This is a genomic window from Rhodococcus sp. FG69 (genome assembly GCF_057808915.1).
In genome coordinates, this window is record NZ_JBMDIX010000002.1 from 145,940 (window position 1) to 159,407 (window position 13,468).

Here is a 13,468-nt window from a genome sequence, read left to right on the forward strand (position 1 = left end):
TGGCCTCGAAACGGTGCGGCTGTCCGCGTCCGAAGGTGTCGAGCGCCGGCGTGCGCCGCCTCTCGACACCTTCGAGCGGTCCTGCGAAGATACCCGCTTGGGCTACTTCTGTGCCGACAACTTGCGGTACTCGAAGACAGTATCGATGATTCCGTAGTCTTTTGCCTGTTCGGCAGTCAGGATCTTGTCGCGATCGGTGTCCTTGCGGATGACTGCGGGGTCCTTACCGGTGTGGCGTCCCAGCGTCGTCTCCATGAGTCGACGCATACGCTCGATCTCGGCCGCCTGGATCTCGAGGTCGGACACCTGGCCCTGAATTCCACCGCTGGACGGCTGGTGAATCAGCACTCGAGCGTTGGGCAGAGCGGCGCGCTTGCCGGGGGTACCGGCCGCGAGCAGAACAGCTGCAGCCGATGCAGCCTGTCCGAGGCAGACGGTCGCGACGTCGGCGCGGACGTACTGCATCGTGTCGTAGATAGCCATCAGCGAGGTGAACGATCCGCCGGGCGAATTGATGTACATCGTGATGTCGCGATCGGGGTCGAGCCCCTCCAGCACGAGCAGCTGAGCCATCACATCGTTGGCGGACGCGTCGTCGACCTGCACACCGAGGAAGATGATGCGCTCCTCGAACAGCTTGTTGTACGGGTTCGACTCCTTGACGCCGTAGCTGGAGTGCTCGACGAAGGACGGCAGGATGTACCGCGAGGACGGCATCTGATTCGGTTCGAACAAGTTTGTCATCGTTTCTCCAAGAAGTGGGTTTTCGAGGTTCGGATACCGGGCGATCTAGTCGCCGATGCCGCCTGCCTGCCGTGCCCGCGACACCACGTGGTCGACGAAGCCGTATTCCTTGGCCGCTGCTGCCGTGAACCACCGGTCACGATCGGAATCCTCGGTGATCTGCTCCACCGTCTGACCGGTGTGCAGGGCGATGAGTTCGGCCATCTCGCGCTTGGTGTGCGCGAACTGCTCCGCCATGATCGCGATGTCGCTTGCGCTGCCACCGATACCCGCGGACGGCTGGTGCATCATGATGCGCGCGTGCGGCAGCGCATAGCGCTTGCCCTTGGCACCTGCCGAGAGCAAGAACTGCCCCATCGATGCTGCGAGGCCCATTCCATAGGTCGCGATGTCGCACTCCGCGAACTCCATGGTGTCGAAGATGGCCATGCCCGCGGTGACCGAGCCACCGGGTGAGTTGATGTACAGCGAGATGTCCCGGGTGGGATCCTCGGCGGAGAGCAGAAGAATCTGTGCGCAGAGCTTGTTCGCGATGTCATCGTCGACCTGAGTACCGAGGAAGATGATGCGCTCGCGAAGCAGACGCTCGTACACGGAGTCACTGAGATTCAAGCCGGAAGCGGCCGAAGTCATGACGGGACTCTGCTGGTGCGAAGCCGCCGGATTCTGAACAGTCACGGTACCTGCCTTTTCCATACGATCGTTGGTTCCTGATACAGACACTAACGAAAGACGGCGGCCCCGGAGTCCCGGAACCGCCGTCGTTCGCTGTCAGCGTTACTTCTCTTGTTCACCCTCGGCAGAATCGCCTGCTGCAGGCTCTTCCGTGTCTGAGGGACTACCGAAAAGCTCGGACGTGTCGACGGCTGCACCGGTGGAGTCGGTGACGTTCACGCGGTCGACGACCGAGGCAAGTGCCTTGCCGCGACGCACGTCTGCGAACACCGCACCGAGCTGGTTGGCCTGCTGCACCTGCTGGATGAACTCTTCCGGCGAGATGCCGTAGCGCTGCGCCTGGAAGATGATCCGCTCGGTGAGCTCGTCCTGGCCGACCTGGGTGCCCTCGGCCTCGGCGATAGCGTCGAGGAGCAGCTGCGTGCGCACCGACTTCTCGGCCGTGTCCTTGATGTCCTTGTCGAACTCTTCACGGCTGGAGCCCTGCGACTCGAGCAGCTCAGCAAGCTTGGCCTCGTCGTGGTCGAGACCGTGAATCGCCTCGTGAATCTGCGAGTCGACCTCGGCCTTGACGACGGCCTCGGGAGCCGGAATCTCGAGGGTCTCGAGCAACGTCTCGAGCACCTTGTCGCGAATCTGGCCGGCCTGCTCGACCTTCTTCACACGCTCGACACGCGTCTTCAGATCAGCGAGAAGCTCGTCGATCGTGTCGAACTCGCTTGCAAGTTGCGCGAACTCGTCGTCGGCCTCGGGCAGCTCGCGCTCCTTCACGGAGACGACCTTGACGGTGACGACCGCTTCCTTGCCCGCGAACTCGCCTGCAACGAGGGTGGAGGTGAAGTCCTTCGACTCGTCGACGGATACACCGACGATGGCGTCGTCGAGTCCTTCGATGAGCTGACCCGATCCGACCTCGTGCGAGAGCCCGTTGGCGGACGCTTCTTCGACGGTTTCACCGTCGACGGTGGCGGACAGGTCGATCGAAACGAAGTCCCCGTCCTGAACCGGACGGTCGACACCCGTGAGGGTTCCGAACCGCTGACGCAGAGACTGAAGCTGCTCGTCCACTGCCTCGTCGGTGATCTCGAGGGGATCGACGGTGACGTCGATGGTCGAGTAGTCGGGAAGCGCGATCTCGGGACGAATGTCGACCTCGGCGGTGAACGTGAGTTCTTCGCCGTCCTCGATCTTGGTGATCTCGATGTCGGGCTGACCGATCACCTTGATCTTCTCGTTGGAGACAGCCTCGGAGTAGCGCGTGGGAAGGGCATCGTTGACGACCTGCTCGAGCACTGCGCCGCGTCCGACGCGGGCCTCAAGAAGCTTGGCCGGTGCCTTGCCCGGACGGAAGCCAGGCAGACGGATCTGCTGCGCGAGTGCCTTGTAGGCGCGGTCGAAATCAGGCTTGAGCTCCTCGAAGGGCACCTCAACGTTGATACGGACTCGCGTCGGGCTGAGCTGCTCGACGGTGCTCTTCACGGGACATGCTCCTTCTGGTGGTCGTGCCTTGCTGTCGGTCCGATTCACTCGTCACTCGCGGCAAGCCGTAGGGCGACCGTCGGCGAATCCGTGGCGAAGTGAATCCTTCGCACGAAGCCGGACCCGATGGATCCGGCTTCGTTCTTTTGTCGGGGTGACAGGAATTGAACCTGCGACCCTCCGCTCCCAAAGCGGATGCGCTACCAAGCTGCGCCACACCCCGTCTTACCGACGCCATTCAACGTACATGTCCCATTGAACAGCAGACACCAGCGGTACCCGCAGCCGGGCCACCGCTTCCGTCTTCGAAGACTGTACATGCAGGCAATTTGTAATCCCGAACCGAGGTTATGTAGAGTTTCGAACTGCACGCGGCGCTGATGGCGATCCCATCGTTGTCGCGGGCATGCCGATGTAGCTCAATGGTAGAGCCCCTGTCTTCCAAACAGGCTACGCGAGTTCGATTCTCGTCATCGGCTCACTACAAAGCCCGCCCCGCAACGCGGAGGCGGGCTTTGTGCTGTGGTGGGTGCTCGGTGCGCTCGGCCCGCCGGTGACCGAATGTCTGTTTCGGTCCCAACCCAGCCTGACCGCGCACCTTCCAGCGAACGCGCACGTTGCAACCTGCGCAGCCGCTGAAACCTGCGCGCGCCGCGCTCGCGCCCAAGTGACCGAAAGGCTCATTCGGTCCCAACCAAGACCCTCAGATCCGAACCCCGTCGTACAGCGCCTCTGCTACCGACGCGTCGCCGACGACGTCGAGGACAGCGAGCGGACGCCTTCGCCACACCGCGAGCAGCAGGTTCTGGGCGGACCCCCGCAACGCCACGTCACCCTTGCGGTGTTCACGCGTCACCGAAATCTCGGACCCCCCGAAGTCCAGGAACAGCTCCATGCCGGTTCCGTCGTCGGTATGCAGGTGGACCGTTCGCCCGGCTAGTTGCGGGAGTTGTTCGAGTGGCACCCTCGCCAGGAACGACTCCGCCCACTCGGCGACGCCGTCCGCAGCACCGACCGGGTCAGCAGGGTCCGGTTCGGCACCTCCCCGTGCGTGCACTGCATCCTGCGCGTCGAAACGGTGGACGGTGACTTCGTGGAGCTGCCGACGAATCCAGTAGTCCGCCGTTCCCACTCCTGCCCACGTCGCAACTTCCTGCGCGTAGTCGACCACCGAGTAGGCGTCGAGCATGGCGGCGGCGGATTCGCGATAGTCGTCGAACGCGCGAGGACCACGCTCCGGCCTCTGCACTCCTGCAATCACTTTCGCCATCCCATCGGTTGCGGGCGTGTCCAGTGCTGCCAGCGCCATGCGGTGCACGAACGTGACGTGGCGAATCAACTTCTCGACCGTCCAGTCCGGCATCGACGGAACCGGACTACTGGCATCGTCGAGGGTGAGGGAGCTCATCAGATTGCATTCGGCGGACAGAAGCGGCAACTGCTCGTCGGGAGTCATACCCGCGATCTTGCACCTGCCGAGCCTGGTTCACCGACTGATCGGACGCGTATCGTGGATCTGTGTCCGAATTGTCCGCAGATCGGACATATCGGAAGTCGAGAATCTCGAAACGCGTCCGAAGGAAGCGGTAACCAGTGGAAGCTCTCTTACTCGTCGTCATCGTCGTTGCTGCGGTTGTATTTCTGGTCGTTCGTAGCCAGAAGAACAACGCGGCCAGATCCGCAAGCTCTGTGGAGGACGCAAAGGCGGATGCGCGCCAATCCATCGAGCGCCTCGCCGGTCAGATCTACAACCTATCCGGCACCGACACGCCCTCGAAGCAAGCACTCGCCGACGCGTCGGAACGCAACATCGCCGCCGGGTCGCAGATCGATCAGGCAAAGACCGTCGAACAGGCACGGTTGGCCAAGCAGACTGCGCTGGAGGGCCTGTACTACATTCGCGCCGCACGCCTGGCAATGGGGATGGACCCAGGACCGGAGATCCAGGGCATCGCCGGCCAGAAGTCGGCCGGTCACGTCACCGAGGACCGCAAGGTCGATTTCGAAGGCCGACAGGTCGAGGCATCACCGAATCCTTCGGACCGCACCCCCAACTACTACCCCGGCGGACGGGTCGCAGGCAGACCGGTGCCTGCCGGGTGGTACTCCGAGCCTTGGTGGCGCCCAGCGCTTGTCGCAGGTGCGTGGGGTGTGGGTTCGATGTTCCTGTTCTCGGCGATGTTCTCCGGCATGGCCGGCGTCGGGTACGGCGAACAGGAATTCGCCAGCGGATCCGGTGACGGTTCCGAAGGCGGCGACGCAGGCGGCGACATGGGCGGCGGCGACGCAGGTAGCGACGGCGGCGGCGACATGGGCGGCGGCGAGGAATACGGCGCCATGGGTGACAGCGGCGGCGACTGGGGCGGCGGAGGAGACTTCGGCGGCGGCGGAGACTTCGGAGGCTTCTAGGTCGCCTGACAGACAGGACACCAGAACAGATTCCTCGCCTGCATCACCGAATGCAGGATCTCGGTTCCACAGACGCGACATGGACGCCCCGCCCTGCGGTACACGTAGGTGCGGGGTCGTCTCGCTCCGTAACTCCCGTCACCGTGATCGTCCTCCGGGCGAATGGTGATGATCTTTCCCTTACGGACGCCGATCTTCATCAGGTCGACCAGATCGAGCCATAGTGCATCCCATTCCGCGTGGTCGAGGTCTTTGCCTGGGCGCATCGGGTTGATCTCGTGCCGAAACAAGATCTCGGCGCGGTACACATTCCCCACACCCGCGAGCACCTTCTGATCCATAAGGAGGGTACCGATAGGTGTGCGCGACTTGCTGATTCGCTTCCACGCCTGTTCCGGGTCGGCGTCTTTACGAATCGGATCGGGGCCGAGCCGCGCAAGAAGAGAATCGACCTGCTGGTCGGTGTAGATCTCGCACGCGGTGGGCCCACGTAGATCGGTCCCGTACTTCTCCCCGACCATCCGCAGACGCACTGCGCCGACGGGGTCGTCCATCGGGACAGTCTGATCCGAGAACTTCCCATACAGCCCAAGATGGATGTGGACGATCAGATCCGACTCGTAGCGGTGCAGCAGATGCTTTCCCCACGCCTCGGCCCGTTCGAGCACCAGGCCGTCGATCAGCGCGGCGCCGGAGGTGAACCGTCCCTGCGGACTGCTCACCTCTACCGGCGCCCCGCCGAACCGTCGTTGATGAAGACCCGCCAGTCGGTGCAGCGTGTGTCCCTCTGGCAAGGTCAGGCAGGCTTCACGGAATTGTCGAAGGCTTCGCCGCCGGGAACTGCCGGAGCCTCACCGCTGCGCTCGTACTCGGACAGGATGTCGATGCGACGCTGATGGCGTTCCTCCCCGGAGAAGGCAGTGCCAAGGAAAGCGTCGACGATGGCGAGAGCCTCGGGAAGCGTATGCATGCGCCCGCCGATTCCGATCAGCTGCGCGTCGTTGTGCTCTCGGGCGAGCTTGGCCGTTTCCACGCTCCATGCAAGAGCACATCGGGCACCCGGCACCTTGTTCGCGGCGATCTGCTCTCCGTTGCCCGAGCCCCCGAGGACGAGGCCGCGGCTGCCTGGATCGGCGACGACGCGGCGGGCGGCATCGATGCAGAACGCGGGGTAGTCGTCGACGGGGTCGTAATCGAAGGCCCCACAGTCGACGGGCTCGTGCCCGGTGGCCGTGAGGTGTTCGATGATCTGATTCTTGAACTCGAGACCGGCATGGTCTGCACCCAGGTATACGCGCATGCATAGAGTCTGACAGGTGAGTTCGCGCACGGAAAATACGGTGGCCGGAGTCGACGGCGCGAAGGGCAAGTGGGTGATCGCTCGGTTCGACGGCGATCGGGTGGACTGGACGGTCGAGCACGATGCCGAGTCGGTTCTTGCCGCGACTGCGTCGTGCACAACAGTTGGCGTCGATATGCCCCTGACGATGCCGACCAAGGGATACCGGGCCAGCGAAGTCGAAGCCAAGATATTTCTCGGACCTGCCCGGTCGTCGATCTTCCACACCCCGGTTCACGCCGCAGTCGAGGCGACGTCCTACGCCGACGCCTGTGTGATCTCACGCGACATCACCGGCAAGGCGATCAGCATGCAGACATGGCATCTGATGCCCGCAATTCGTTCCTGGCAGTCGATCTCGTTCGACACTGAACGCGTGGTCGAGGTTCATCCAGAGTGCTCGTTCCGGCTGATGGCGCCCGATGTCACATTCGCGTCCAAGAAGTCGGGACGCGGAGCAGGACAGCGAATGGCGGCACTGAGCCGGTGGGTCGACCCGCACAACCTCGCCGATGGGTTGGCGCGACTTCCCGTTGGCCCAGCTCTCGACGACGCACTCGACGCGGCCGCAGCAGCATGGTCGGCATGGCGATTCAGCCGCGGCGAACATCGCTCATTCGGAACGACGGACAGCTCGGATCGAATCGTCGCCTGACGGTCGACTCCGCCTCCAGTGGCGCGGTTAGGTGCACTGCAATGCACTTGACCGCGCCACTGGCGAGGATCGCCTAGTCGAACTGAGGCTCTTCGTTACGGGTGCGCTTGAGCTCGAAGAAGTGCGGATACGACGCGAAGATGACCGACGCATCCCACAGCTTGCCGGCCTCTTCGCCACGCGGGATACGTGAGAGGACCGGACCGAAGAACGCGACGCCGTTGACGTGGATGGTCGGCGTGCCGACGTCGGGGCCGACCTTGTCCATGCCCGCGTGGTGGCTCGTTCGGAGTGCCTCGTCGTATTCCGAGCTGTCGGCGGCCTTGGCAAGTTCGGCGGGCAGAGAGAGTTCGGCGAGCGCCTGCTCGATGACCTCGGGAAAATCCTTGTTGCCCTCGTTGTGAATACGTGTACCGAGCGCGGTGTACAGCGGTGGCAGGATCTTGTCGCCCTCGGACTGTGCGGCTGCGATCGCGACGCGCACCGGGCCCCACGCCGTCTTCATCATTTCCGCGTAGTTCTCGGGCAGGTCACGGCCCTCGTTCAGAACCGCGAGAGACATCACGTGGAAGTTGACGTCGATATCGCGGACCTTCTCCACCTCGAGAATCCACCGTGAGGTGATCCAGCACCATGGGCAGAGGGGGTCGAACCAGAAATCCGCAGTGTCCTTCTGCGCGCTGCCACTCACGTGAGGCTCCTTCGTATTCGAGCGAATAGGTCCTGTCCGCACACTCAACCGCAGACACCGCCGAAGCATTCCACGGCCTCCCTTGTCCGGCATGCCGAACCCACGACGTGATGGGATGGTGGCATCAAACGTTTCCTACTGGAGAAGGTGCTTGACTGACGTGGTTGCTCCCAACCTGACTCGCGATGACGCTGCAGCACGATCCGCCGTGCTCGGCAATCCCACCTATTCGATCGTTCTGGACCTGACCGACGGGTCCGGTGAACCGAGTGTGAAGACCTTCCTGTCGACGACGACCATCACGTTCACGGCGACACCCGGGGCCTCGACATTCGTCGACATCGTCGCCGACAGCATCACGTCAGCCGTTCTCAACGGAGCCGAACTCGACGTCTCAGGGTACGACGAAGAGACCGGTATCACGCTCGAGAACCTCGCTGAGAACAACGAGCTGACTGTCGTCGCCGATTGCCTCTACTCGCACACCGGCGAGGGACTGCACCGTTTCGTCGATCCGTCGGACGGTTCGGTCTACCTGTACTCGCAGTTCGAAACTGCCGACGCCAAGCGCATGTTCGCCTGCTTCGACCAGCCGGACCTGAAGGCGACGTTCGACCTGAAGGTGACTGCTCCCGACAGCTGGAAAGTCATTTCCAACTCGGCACATGCAACGGAACCCGTTGCGGGTGAACACGTCTTCTCCACGACTCCGCTGATGAGCACCTACCTCGTCGCGTTGATCGCCGGTCCGTACGCAGAGTGGACCGACTCGTATTCCGACGATCACGGCACGATCCCCCTCGGCATCTACTGCCGCGCATCGCTTGCCGACTACATGGACGCCGAGCGTCTCTTCACCGAAACCAAGCAGGGTTTCGGCTTCTACCACGCAAACTTCGGCACACCGTATGCATTCGGGAAGTACGACCAGCTCTTCGTGCCCGAGTTCAATGCAGGCGCGATGGAAAACGCCGGCGCGGTCACCTACTTGGAGGACTACGTCTTCCGTTCCAAGGTGACTCGCTACTCGTACGAACGCCGCGCCGAGACCGTTCTCCACGAGATGGCGCACATGTGGTTCGGCGACCTGGTGACCATGACGTGGTGGGACGACCTGTGGCTCAACGAATCGTTTGCGACGTTCGCCTCGGTGCTGTGCCAGTCGGAGGCAACGGAATACAGCAACGCATGGACGACGTTCGCCAACGTCGAGAAGGCGTGGGCGTACCGTCAGGACCAGCTACCCTCCACTCATCCGATCGCCGCGGACATCCCCGATCTCGCAGCAGTGGAGGTCAACTTCGACGGCATCACCTATGCGAAGGGCGCGAGCGTTCTCAAACAGCTCGTGGCGTACGTCGGTAAGGAAGACTTCCTCGCCGGACTCCGCAGCTACTTCGTCGACCATGCTTTCGGAAACGCTACCTTCTCGGATCTTCTTACAGCACTGGAGAAGTCATCGGGCCGCGATCTTTCGGACTGGGGAACCCAGTGGTTGCGCACCACCGGCTTGAACACGCTGAGCCCGGACTTCGACGTCGACACCGACGGCAAGTTCACCCGGTTCGCGGTCAAGCAGAGCGGCGCGGCCCCGGGTGCAGGCGAGCATCGAGTGCACCGGATCGCCGTCGGAATCTACGACGACGAGGGCGGCAAGCTCGTGCGCACCGAACGCGTCGAACTCGATCTGGACGCGGCCGAGAGCACCGATGTTCCCGCTCTGGTCGGTGTCCCGCGCGGCAAGCTGGTTCTCGTCAACGACGATGATCTCACCTACTGCGCCGTTCGGCTCGATCCCGACTCGCTGTCGGTGCTCGTCGCGCGGATCGGTGATATCGCCGAGTCCCTCCCCCGCACCCTTGCGTGGTCGGCGGCGTGGGAGATGACCCGGCAGGCAGAGATGAAGGCTCGTGATTTCGTCGCTCTCGTTCAGCGCGGGATCGGAGCCGAGACCGAGGTCGGCGTCGTTCAGCGACTTCTGTTGCAGGCCCAGACGGCGATCACCAGCTACGCCGAGCCCGGCTGGGCCGCCGAGCACGGCCAGCCCGAGTTCGCCGACACGCTGCTCGAATGCGCTCGCGCCGCGGAGTCCGGTTCCGATCATCAGCTGGCGTTCGTCAACGCACTGGCAGGTTCGGCATTGTCGGACCGTCACGTGACCGTCCTGCAGGCGCTGCTCGAAGGTGACGCCGCTCGGCAGAGACTCGACGGTCTCGACGTCGACACCGATCTGCGGTGGCGGCTGGTGTCCGCTCTCGCGGCAGCCGGTGCCATCGACAGCGACGGTATCGACTCCCCCGTCATCGACGCCGAGGCCGCTCGGGACAACACCGCGGCGGGCGCCCGTTCCGCCGCAGCGGCACGGGCAATACGACCGGACAGCGCGGTCAAGGAACAAGCGTGGACGACGGTGGTCGACGACGACTCTGTTCCCAACATCACGGCCCGTTCGATCGTCGGCGGTTTCGCCGGCCCCGGCCAGACGGAACTACTGGAACCGTACGTGGACCGCTATTTCGCCGCGATCGAAAAGGTCTGGGCTCGGCGGTCCAGTGAAGTCGCGCAAACCGTGGTGATCGGCCTGTACCCATCGTGGTCGATCGACGCCGATTCCGTCGCTGTCGCGGACAGGTTCCTGGAGAAGGATCTGGCGCCTGCGCTACGTCGTCTGGTGATCGAGGGCCGCGCGGGAATCGTGCGTGCGCTCGCGGCGCGGGAGTTCGACGCGAGCTGACCTACTGCAGAAACAAGAAATGCGCCGTTCGAATGAACGGCGCATTTCTTGTGAATCGGTGTGAGTTCCTATGGACTGACGATCGCCGCAGCCATGACACGTACCGAGCTGACCAGCCCGTCGATCAGGTTTCCGTCACGGAAGGGCCCGACGGCGGCAGTGATGCCCAGCTGCGCGACACGATCGGTCGCGCGATCGGACACTCGACGACCGGTGCGGATCTCGATTGCCTTGTTGTTGGGATCCACTGCGATCAGAATCGAGCGGATCGCGTCCGGTGTACCCGGGAACACATCGTTGGCACCGGCCACGACATCGTCGCCGAGATCACCGACGTACACATTGAAGCGAATCTGCGTCGCACGCGTCGCTTCAGCGAGGGCGTCGTCGAGGGCAACGAGATCTTGCGTCGCGAACGGAAGATGCGTCGGATTCGCGGTTCCGAACTCGTGCGCAGCCGACACTCGTCCGCTCGAGGTCAAGGCAGACCCGTACGGCAGGTCGTCGACATCGACGTGACTCTTGACCAGTTCACCACTTGCCACTTGCCGACCCTCCGATCGAATCCGCGGTGGATGCGTGCGAACCGCCGTGCCCACCGTGCGGTGTCACCTCGTCGGTCGCGCTCCACAGCAATGGTTCACGTGTCCACTTCTCCGACAGCGTGTACGGCGTGACGCTCATGCCGGGCTGCCTGTCGGCGACGAAGGACAGTGCGCCGATGATGCCGACCAACGCGGCCGGTATCACGCCGAATAACAGCAGTGTCTCGAGAATGCTCACAGGGTGTGACGTTAGCCGACTTTTGGCCGCAGAGCGACGCCGGGTCACGTTCCAGGGCGAAGTACACCGACCGCGCCCCGCAACGGACAAACCAGGCACCTACCAAAACTGACCCCGCCGACCTGGATCAGGCCGCACCTTCACCCAGGTAGGCCAACCACGACGGATCGAGTTCCTTGTTGCTCGCCAGCAACCGCCAGTGCGGACCCTTCGGCGGAACGAGTTGCGCGCGGAGCGCCCAACCCAGCTCACTGAGCATCTTGTCGGCTTTGCGGTGATTGCACGGCGCACAACACGCGACACAGTTTTCCCATGAATGCTCACCACCTCGACTACGCGGAACGACGTGGTCCACGGTCTCCGCCTTGGCGCCGCAGTACGCGCATCGGAACCGATCGCGATGCATGAGCGCGGCCCGGGTCATCGGGACTCTCGCGCGGTACGGCACACGGACAAAGGTTCTCAGTCGGATCACAGAGGGCACCTGGACCGAGAAGTCGGCCGAGCGGATATAGGGCCCGGACGGGTCGTCGTGGACGACGTCGGCCTTGTTGCATACGAGCAAAACCACTGCGCGACGCATCGGCAGGGCGGTCAGCGGCTCGAAGGTGGCATTCAGAAGCAGCACCCGGCGCTTGACCCAGGCGGGAACGACGTCCTCACCAGGAGATACAACATGTAGTGGAGAAGCCCCCGATATCCGTTCCCGCTGGTCTGCGGTGTCGTGAACATCGGTGGGCAGGAGTTGTCGATGACGGTGTTGCTTGTTCTTCATGGGTGTTCTCCCGAAAGAGGTCGGCGTCCGCGCATGGCTTGCGTGGAACACGTGAGACAGTGGAACACGAAAACACCGCTTCTGCACACCCCTTTCCGTCATAATCCCGTTTGCCGAACCGTGAACTTCGGGCCAACGGAGCATCCTTCGTCACGAAGGTGGCGAAACTGCGCGTCGTCCGTAGACTTTGGAAGTGTCTGTTCTTGCTTCGAGCCCACCCGTCCACCTGTCATCACTCGCCCTCGACACACGGGCATTCGAACTGACCGAAACGGGTCGAGACTGGTTGGTGGACAGACCTTTACAGATTGCCGGCTACGTCGTCCTCGCGATCGTGCTCCGAGTAGTTCTGCACCGACTGATCGCTCGCTTCACCCGGCGAACTGTCGTCGAATCCGGCAAACCACCTCTGCTGCGCCCCTTGCGCGAACGTGCACCGTCGTCGATGCGGGGTTCGATTCTGTCGGAGCGGCGCAGACAACGCGCCGAAACAATCGGTTCGGTCCTGAAGTCCGGCGTATCCGTCGTCATCCTTACGTGGTTCATCCTGTCAGTGCTTGCAGTGGTCGGGGTCAATGTGACCCCGTTCATCGCCTCGGCGGGAATCGTCGGCGTCGCGCTCGGCTTCGGTGCGCAGAATCTCGTCCGCGACTTCTTGTCGGGAATATTCATGCTTCTGGAAGACCAGTACGGGGTCGGCGATGTCGTCGACCTGGGGGAAGCAATCGGCACAGTGGAAAGCGTCGGATTGCGTGTGACGACCATCCGCGACGTCAACGGCACAGTCTGGTACTGCCGCAACGGCGAGGTTCTTCGAGTGGGAAACATGAGCCAGGGGTTCGCCGTCGCCGTGCTCGATCTACCGGTGGCCCACACAGCCAATCTCGACGACGCCTGCGAGGTCGCCGAGAAGACCGCACTCGACGTCGTCGCATCCGGTGCATTCAAGGACGACCTGTTGGGCGACCCGGAGATGCTGGGCGTCAACGCCGTGAGTTCGGATACCGTCACCATACGAATTACAGTCAAGACCAGGCCGGGCGTGCAGTGGTCGGTACAGCGGCGACTGCATCGCGAAATTCTCCAGGCGTTCGACGACGCTGGAATCAAGGCGCCGTATCCACAAGGCCGACAAGGTGGCGCCGTGGCCGACCTGGCAAAGTAAGACTGCTCGTACCGGCCGT

General features: G+C 63.1%; 14 protein-coding genes and 2 tRNA genes. 5 read left to right on the plus strand and 11 right to left on the minus strand.

Annotation, left to right across the window (positions count from 1 at the left end; translation table 11 throughout):
* Positions 1-102: 102 nt before the first annotated feature.
* The 4 genes from ACODSO_RS03100 to ACODSO_RS03115 all read right to left on the minus strand — a co-directional run bounded on the left by ACODSO_RS03100 (position 103) and on the right by ACODSO_RS03115 (position 3,121).
* Positions 103-744, minus strand: coding sequence for an ATP-dependent Clp protease proteolytic subunit (locus ACODSO_RS03100; protein WP_068378558.1), 642 nt, complete (start codon positions 742-744; stop codon positions 103-105).
* A gap of 45 nt (positions 745-789) precedes the next feature.
* Entirely contained in the window at positions 790-1,440 is a 651-nt protein-coding gene (locus tag ACODSO_RS03105) for an ATP-dependent Clp protease proteolytic subunit (protein WP_082898031.1), read from the minus strand.
* Between the two features lie 81 nt (positions 1,441-1,521).
* Positions 1,522-2,898: a trigger factor gene (gene tig, locus ACODSO_RS03110; protein ID WP_338891147.1), complete on the minus strand. Its 1,377-nt coding sequence runs from the start codon at positions 2,896-2,898 to the stop codon at positions 1,522-1,524.
* 149 nt (positions 2,899-3,047) lie between these two features.
* Positions 3,048-3,121: transfer RNA gene (locus ACODSO_RS03115), tRNA-Pro, on the minus strand.
* A 185-nt stretch (positions 3,122-3,306) separates the two neighbouring features.
* On the opposite strand from ACODSO_RS03115, the gene ACODSO_RS03120 reads away from it, so the two are divergent.
* Positions 3,307-3,377, plus strand: a tRNA-Gly gene (locus ACODSO_RS03120).
* Between the two features lie 224 nt (positions 3,378-3,601).
* Here the strand turns inward: ACODSO_RS03120 and ACODSO_RS03125 are convergent.
* Entirely contained in the window at positions 3,602-4,354 is a 753-nt protein-coding gene (locus tag ACODSO_RS03125; protein ID WP_489034950.1) for a maleylpyruvate isomerase N-terminal domain-containing protein, read from the minus strand.
* Positions 4,355-4,491: 137 nt separating this feature from the next.
* Here ACODSO_RS03125 and ACODSO_RS03130 point away from each other — a divergent pair, with 137 nt between their 5' ends.
* Positions 4,492-5,307 carry a DUF1542 domain-containing protein gene (locus ACODSO_RS03130; RefSeq protein WP_489034952.1) on the plus strand — a complete coding sequence of 272 codons (816 nt, stop codon included), beginning with the start codon at positions 4,492-4,494 and terminating at the stop codon, positions 5,305-5,307.
* Here the strand turns inward: ACODSO_RS03130 and ACODSO_RS03135 are convergent.
* The gene (locus ACODSO_RS03135) at positions 5,304-6,101 is read right to left on the minus strand and encodes an Fpg/Nei family DNA glycosylase (protein ID WP_489034953.1); all 798 of its coding nucleotides are present in this window, start codon (positions 6,099-6,101) and stop codon (positions 5,304-5,306) included. The genes ACODSO_RS03130 and ACODSO_RS03135 overlap by 4 nt on opposite strands.
* 2 nt (positions 6,102-6,103) lie before the next feature.
* Complete coding sequence (locus ACODSO_RS03140) at positions 6,104-6,607, minus strand: ribose-5-phosphate isomerase (protein WP_489034955.1); 504 nt, start codon at positions 6,605-6,607, stop codon at positions 6,104-6,106.
* 16 nt (positions 6,608-6,623) lie between these two features.
* Between ACODSO_RS03140 and ACODSO_RS03145 the strand changes: the two genes are divergently transcribed.
* Complete coding sequence (locus tag ACODSO_RS03145) at positions 6,624-7,301, plus strand: DUF429 domain-containing protein (protein WP_489034956.1); 678 nt, start codon at positions 6,624-6,626, stop codon at positions 7,299-7,301.
* 73 nt (positions 7,302-7,374) lie between these two features.
* Here the strand turns inward: ACODSO_RS03145 and ACODSO_RS03150 are convergent, their stop codons facing one another.
* The gene (locus tag ACODSO_RS03150; protein WP_068378547.1) at positions 7,375-7,992 is read right to left on the minus strand and encodes a mycothiol-dependent nitroreductase Rv2466c family protein; all 618 of its coding nucleotides are present in this window, start codon (positions 7,990-7,992) and stop codon (positions 7,375-7,377) included.
* A 160-nt stretch (positions 7,993-8,152) separates the two neighbouring features.
* Between ACODSO_RS03150 and pepN the strand changes: the two genes are divergently transcribed.
* Positions 8,153-10,726, plus strand: coding sequence for an aminopeptidase N (gene pepN, locus ACODSO_RS03155; protein WP_489034957.1), 2,574 nt, complete (start codon positions 8,153-8,155; stop codon positions 10,724-10,726).
* Between the two features lie 68 nt (positions 10,727-10,794).
* Here the strand turns inward: pepN and ACODSO_RS03160 are convergent, their stop codons facing one another.
* The 3 genes from ACODSO_RS03160 to ACODSO_RS03170 form a co-directional block, all read right to left on the minus strand.
* Positions 10,795-11,271, minus strand: a complete 477-nt coding sequence (locus ACODSO_RS03160; protein ID WP_489034959.1) for a DUF5130 family protein — start codon at positions 11,269-11,271, stop codon at positions 10,795-10,797.
* On the minus strand, positions 11,258-11,509 hold the full coding sequence (gene ctaJ, locus ACODSO_RS03165) for an aa3-type cytochrome oxidase subunit CtaJ (protein WP_489034961.1): 252 nt from the start codon (positions 11,507-11,509) through the stop codon (positions 11,258-11,260). The genes ACODSO_RS03160 and ctaJ overlap by 14 nt, the downstream gene beginning before the upstream one ends.
* A gap of 127 nt (positions 11,510-11,636) precedes the next feature.
* Complete coding sequence (locus ACODSO_RS03170) at positions 11,637-12,284, minus strand: HNH endonuclease (RefSeq protein WP_197480920.1); 648 nt, start codon at positions 12,282-12,284, stop codon at positions 11,637-11,639.
* Positions 12,285-12,477: 193 nt separating this feature from the next.
* Between ACODSO_RS03170 and ACODSO_RS03175 the strand changes: the two genes are divergently transcribed.
* The gene (locus ACODSO_RS03175) at positions 12,478-13,449 is read left to right on the plus strand and encodes a mechanosensitive ion channel family protein (protein WP_489034962.1); all 972 of its coding nucleotides are present in this window, start codon (positions 12,478-12,480) and stop codon (positions 13,447-13,449) included.
* Positions 13,450-13,468 lie beyond the last annotated feature (19 nt).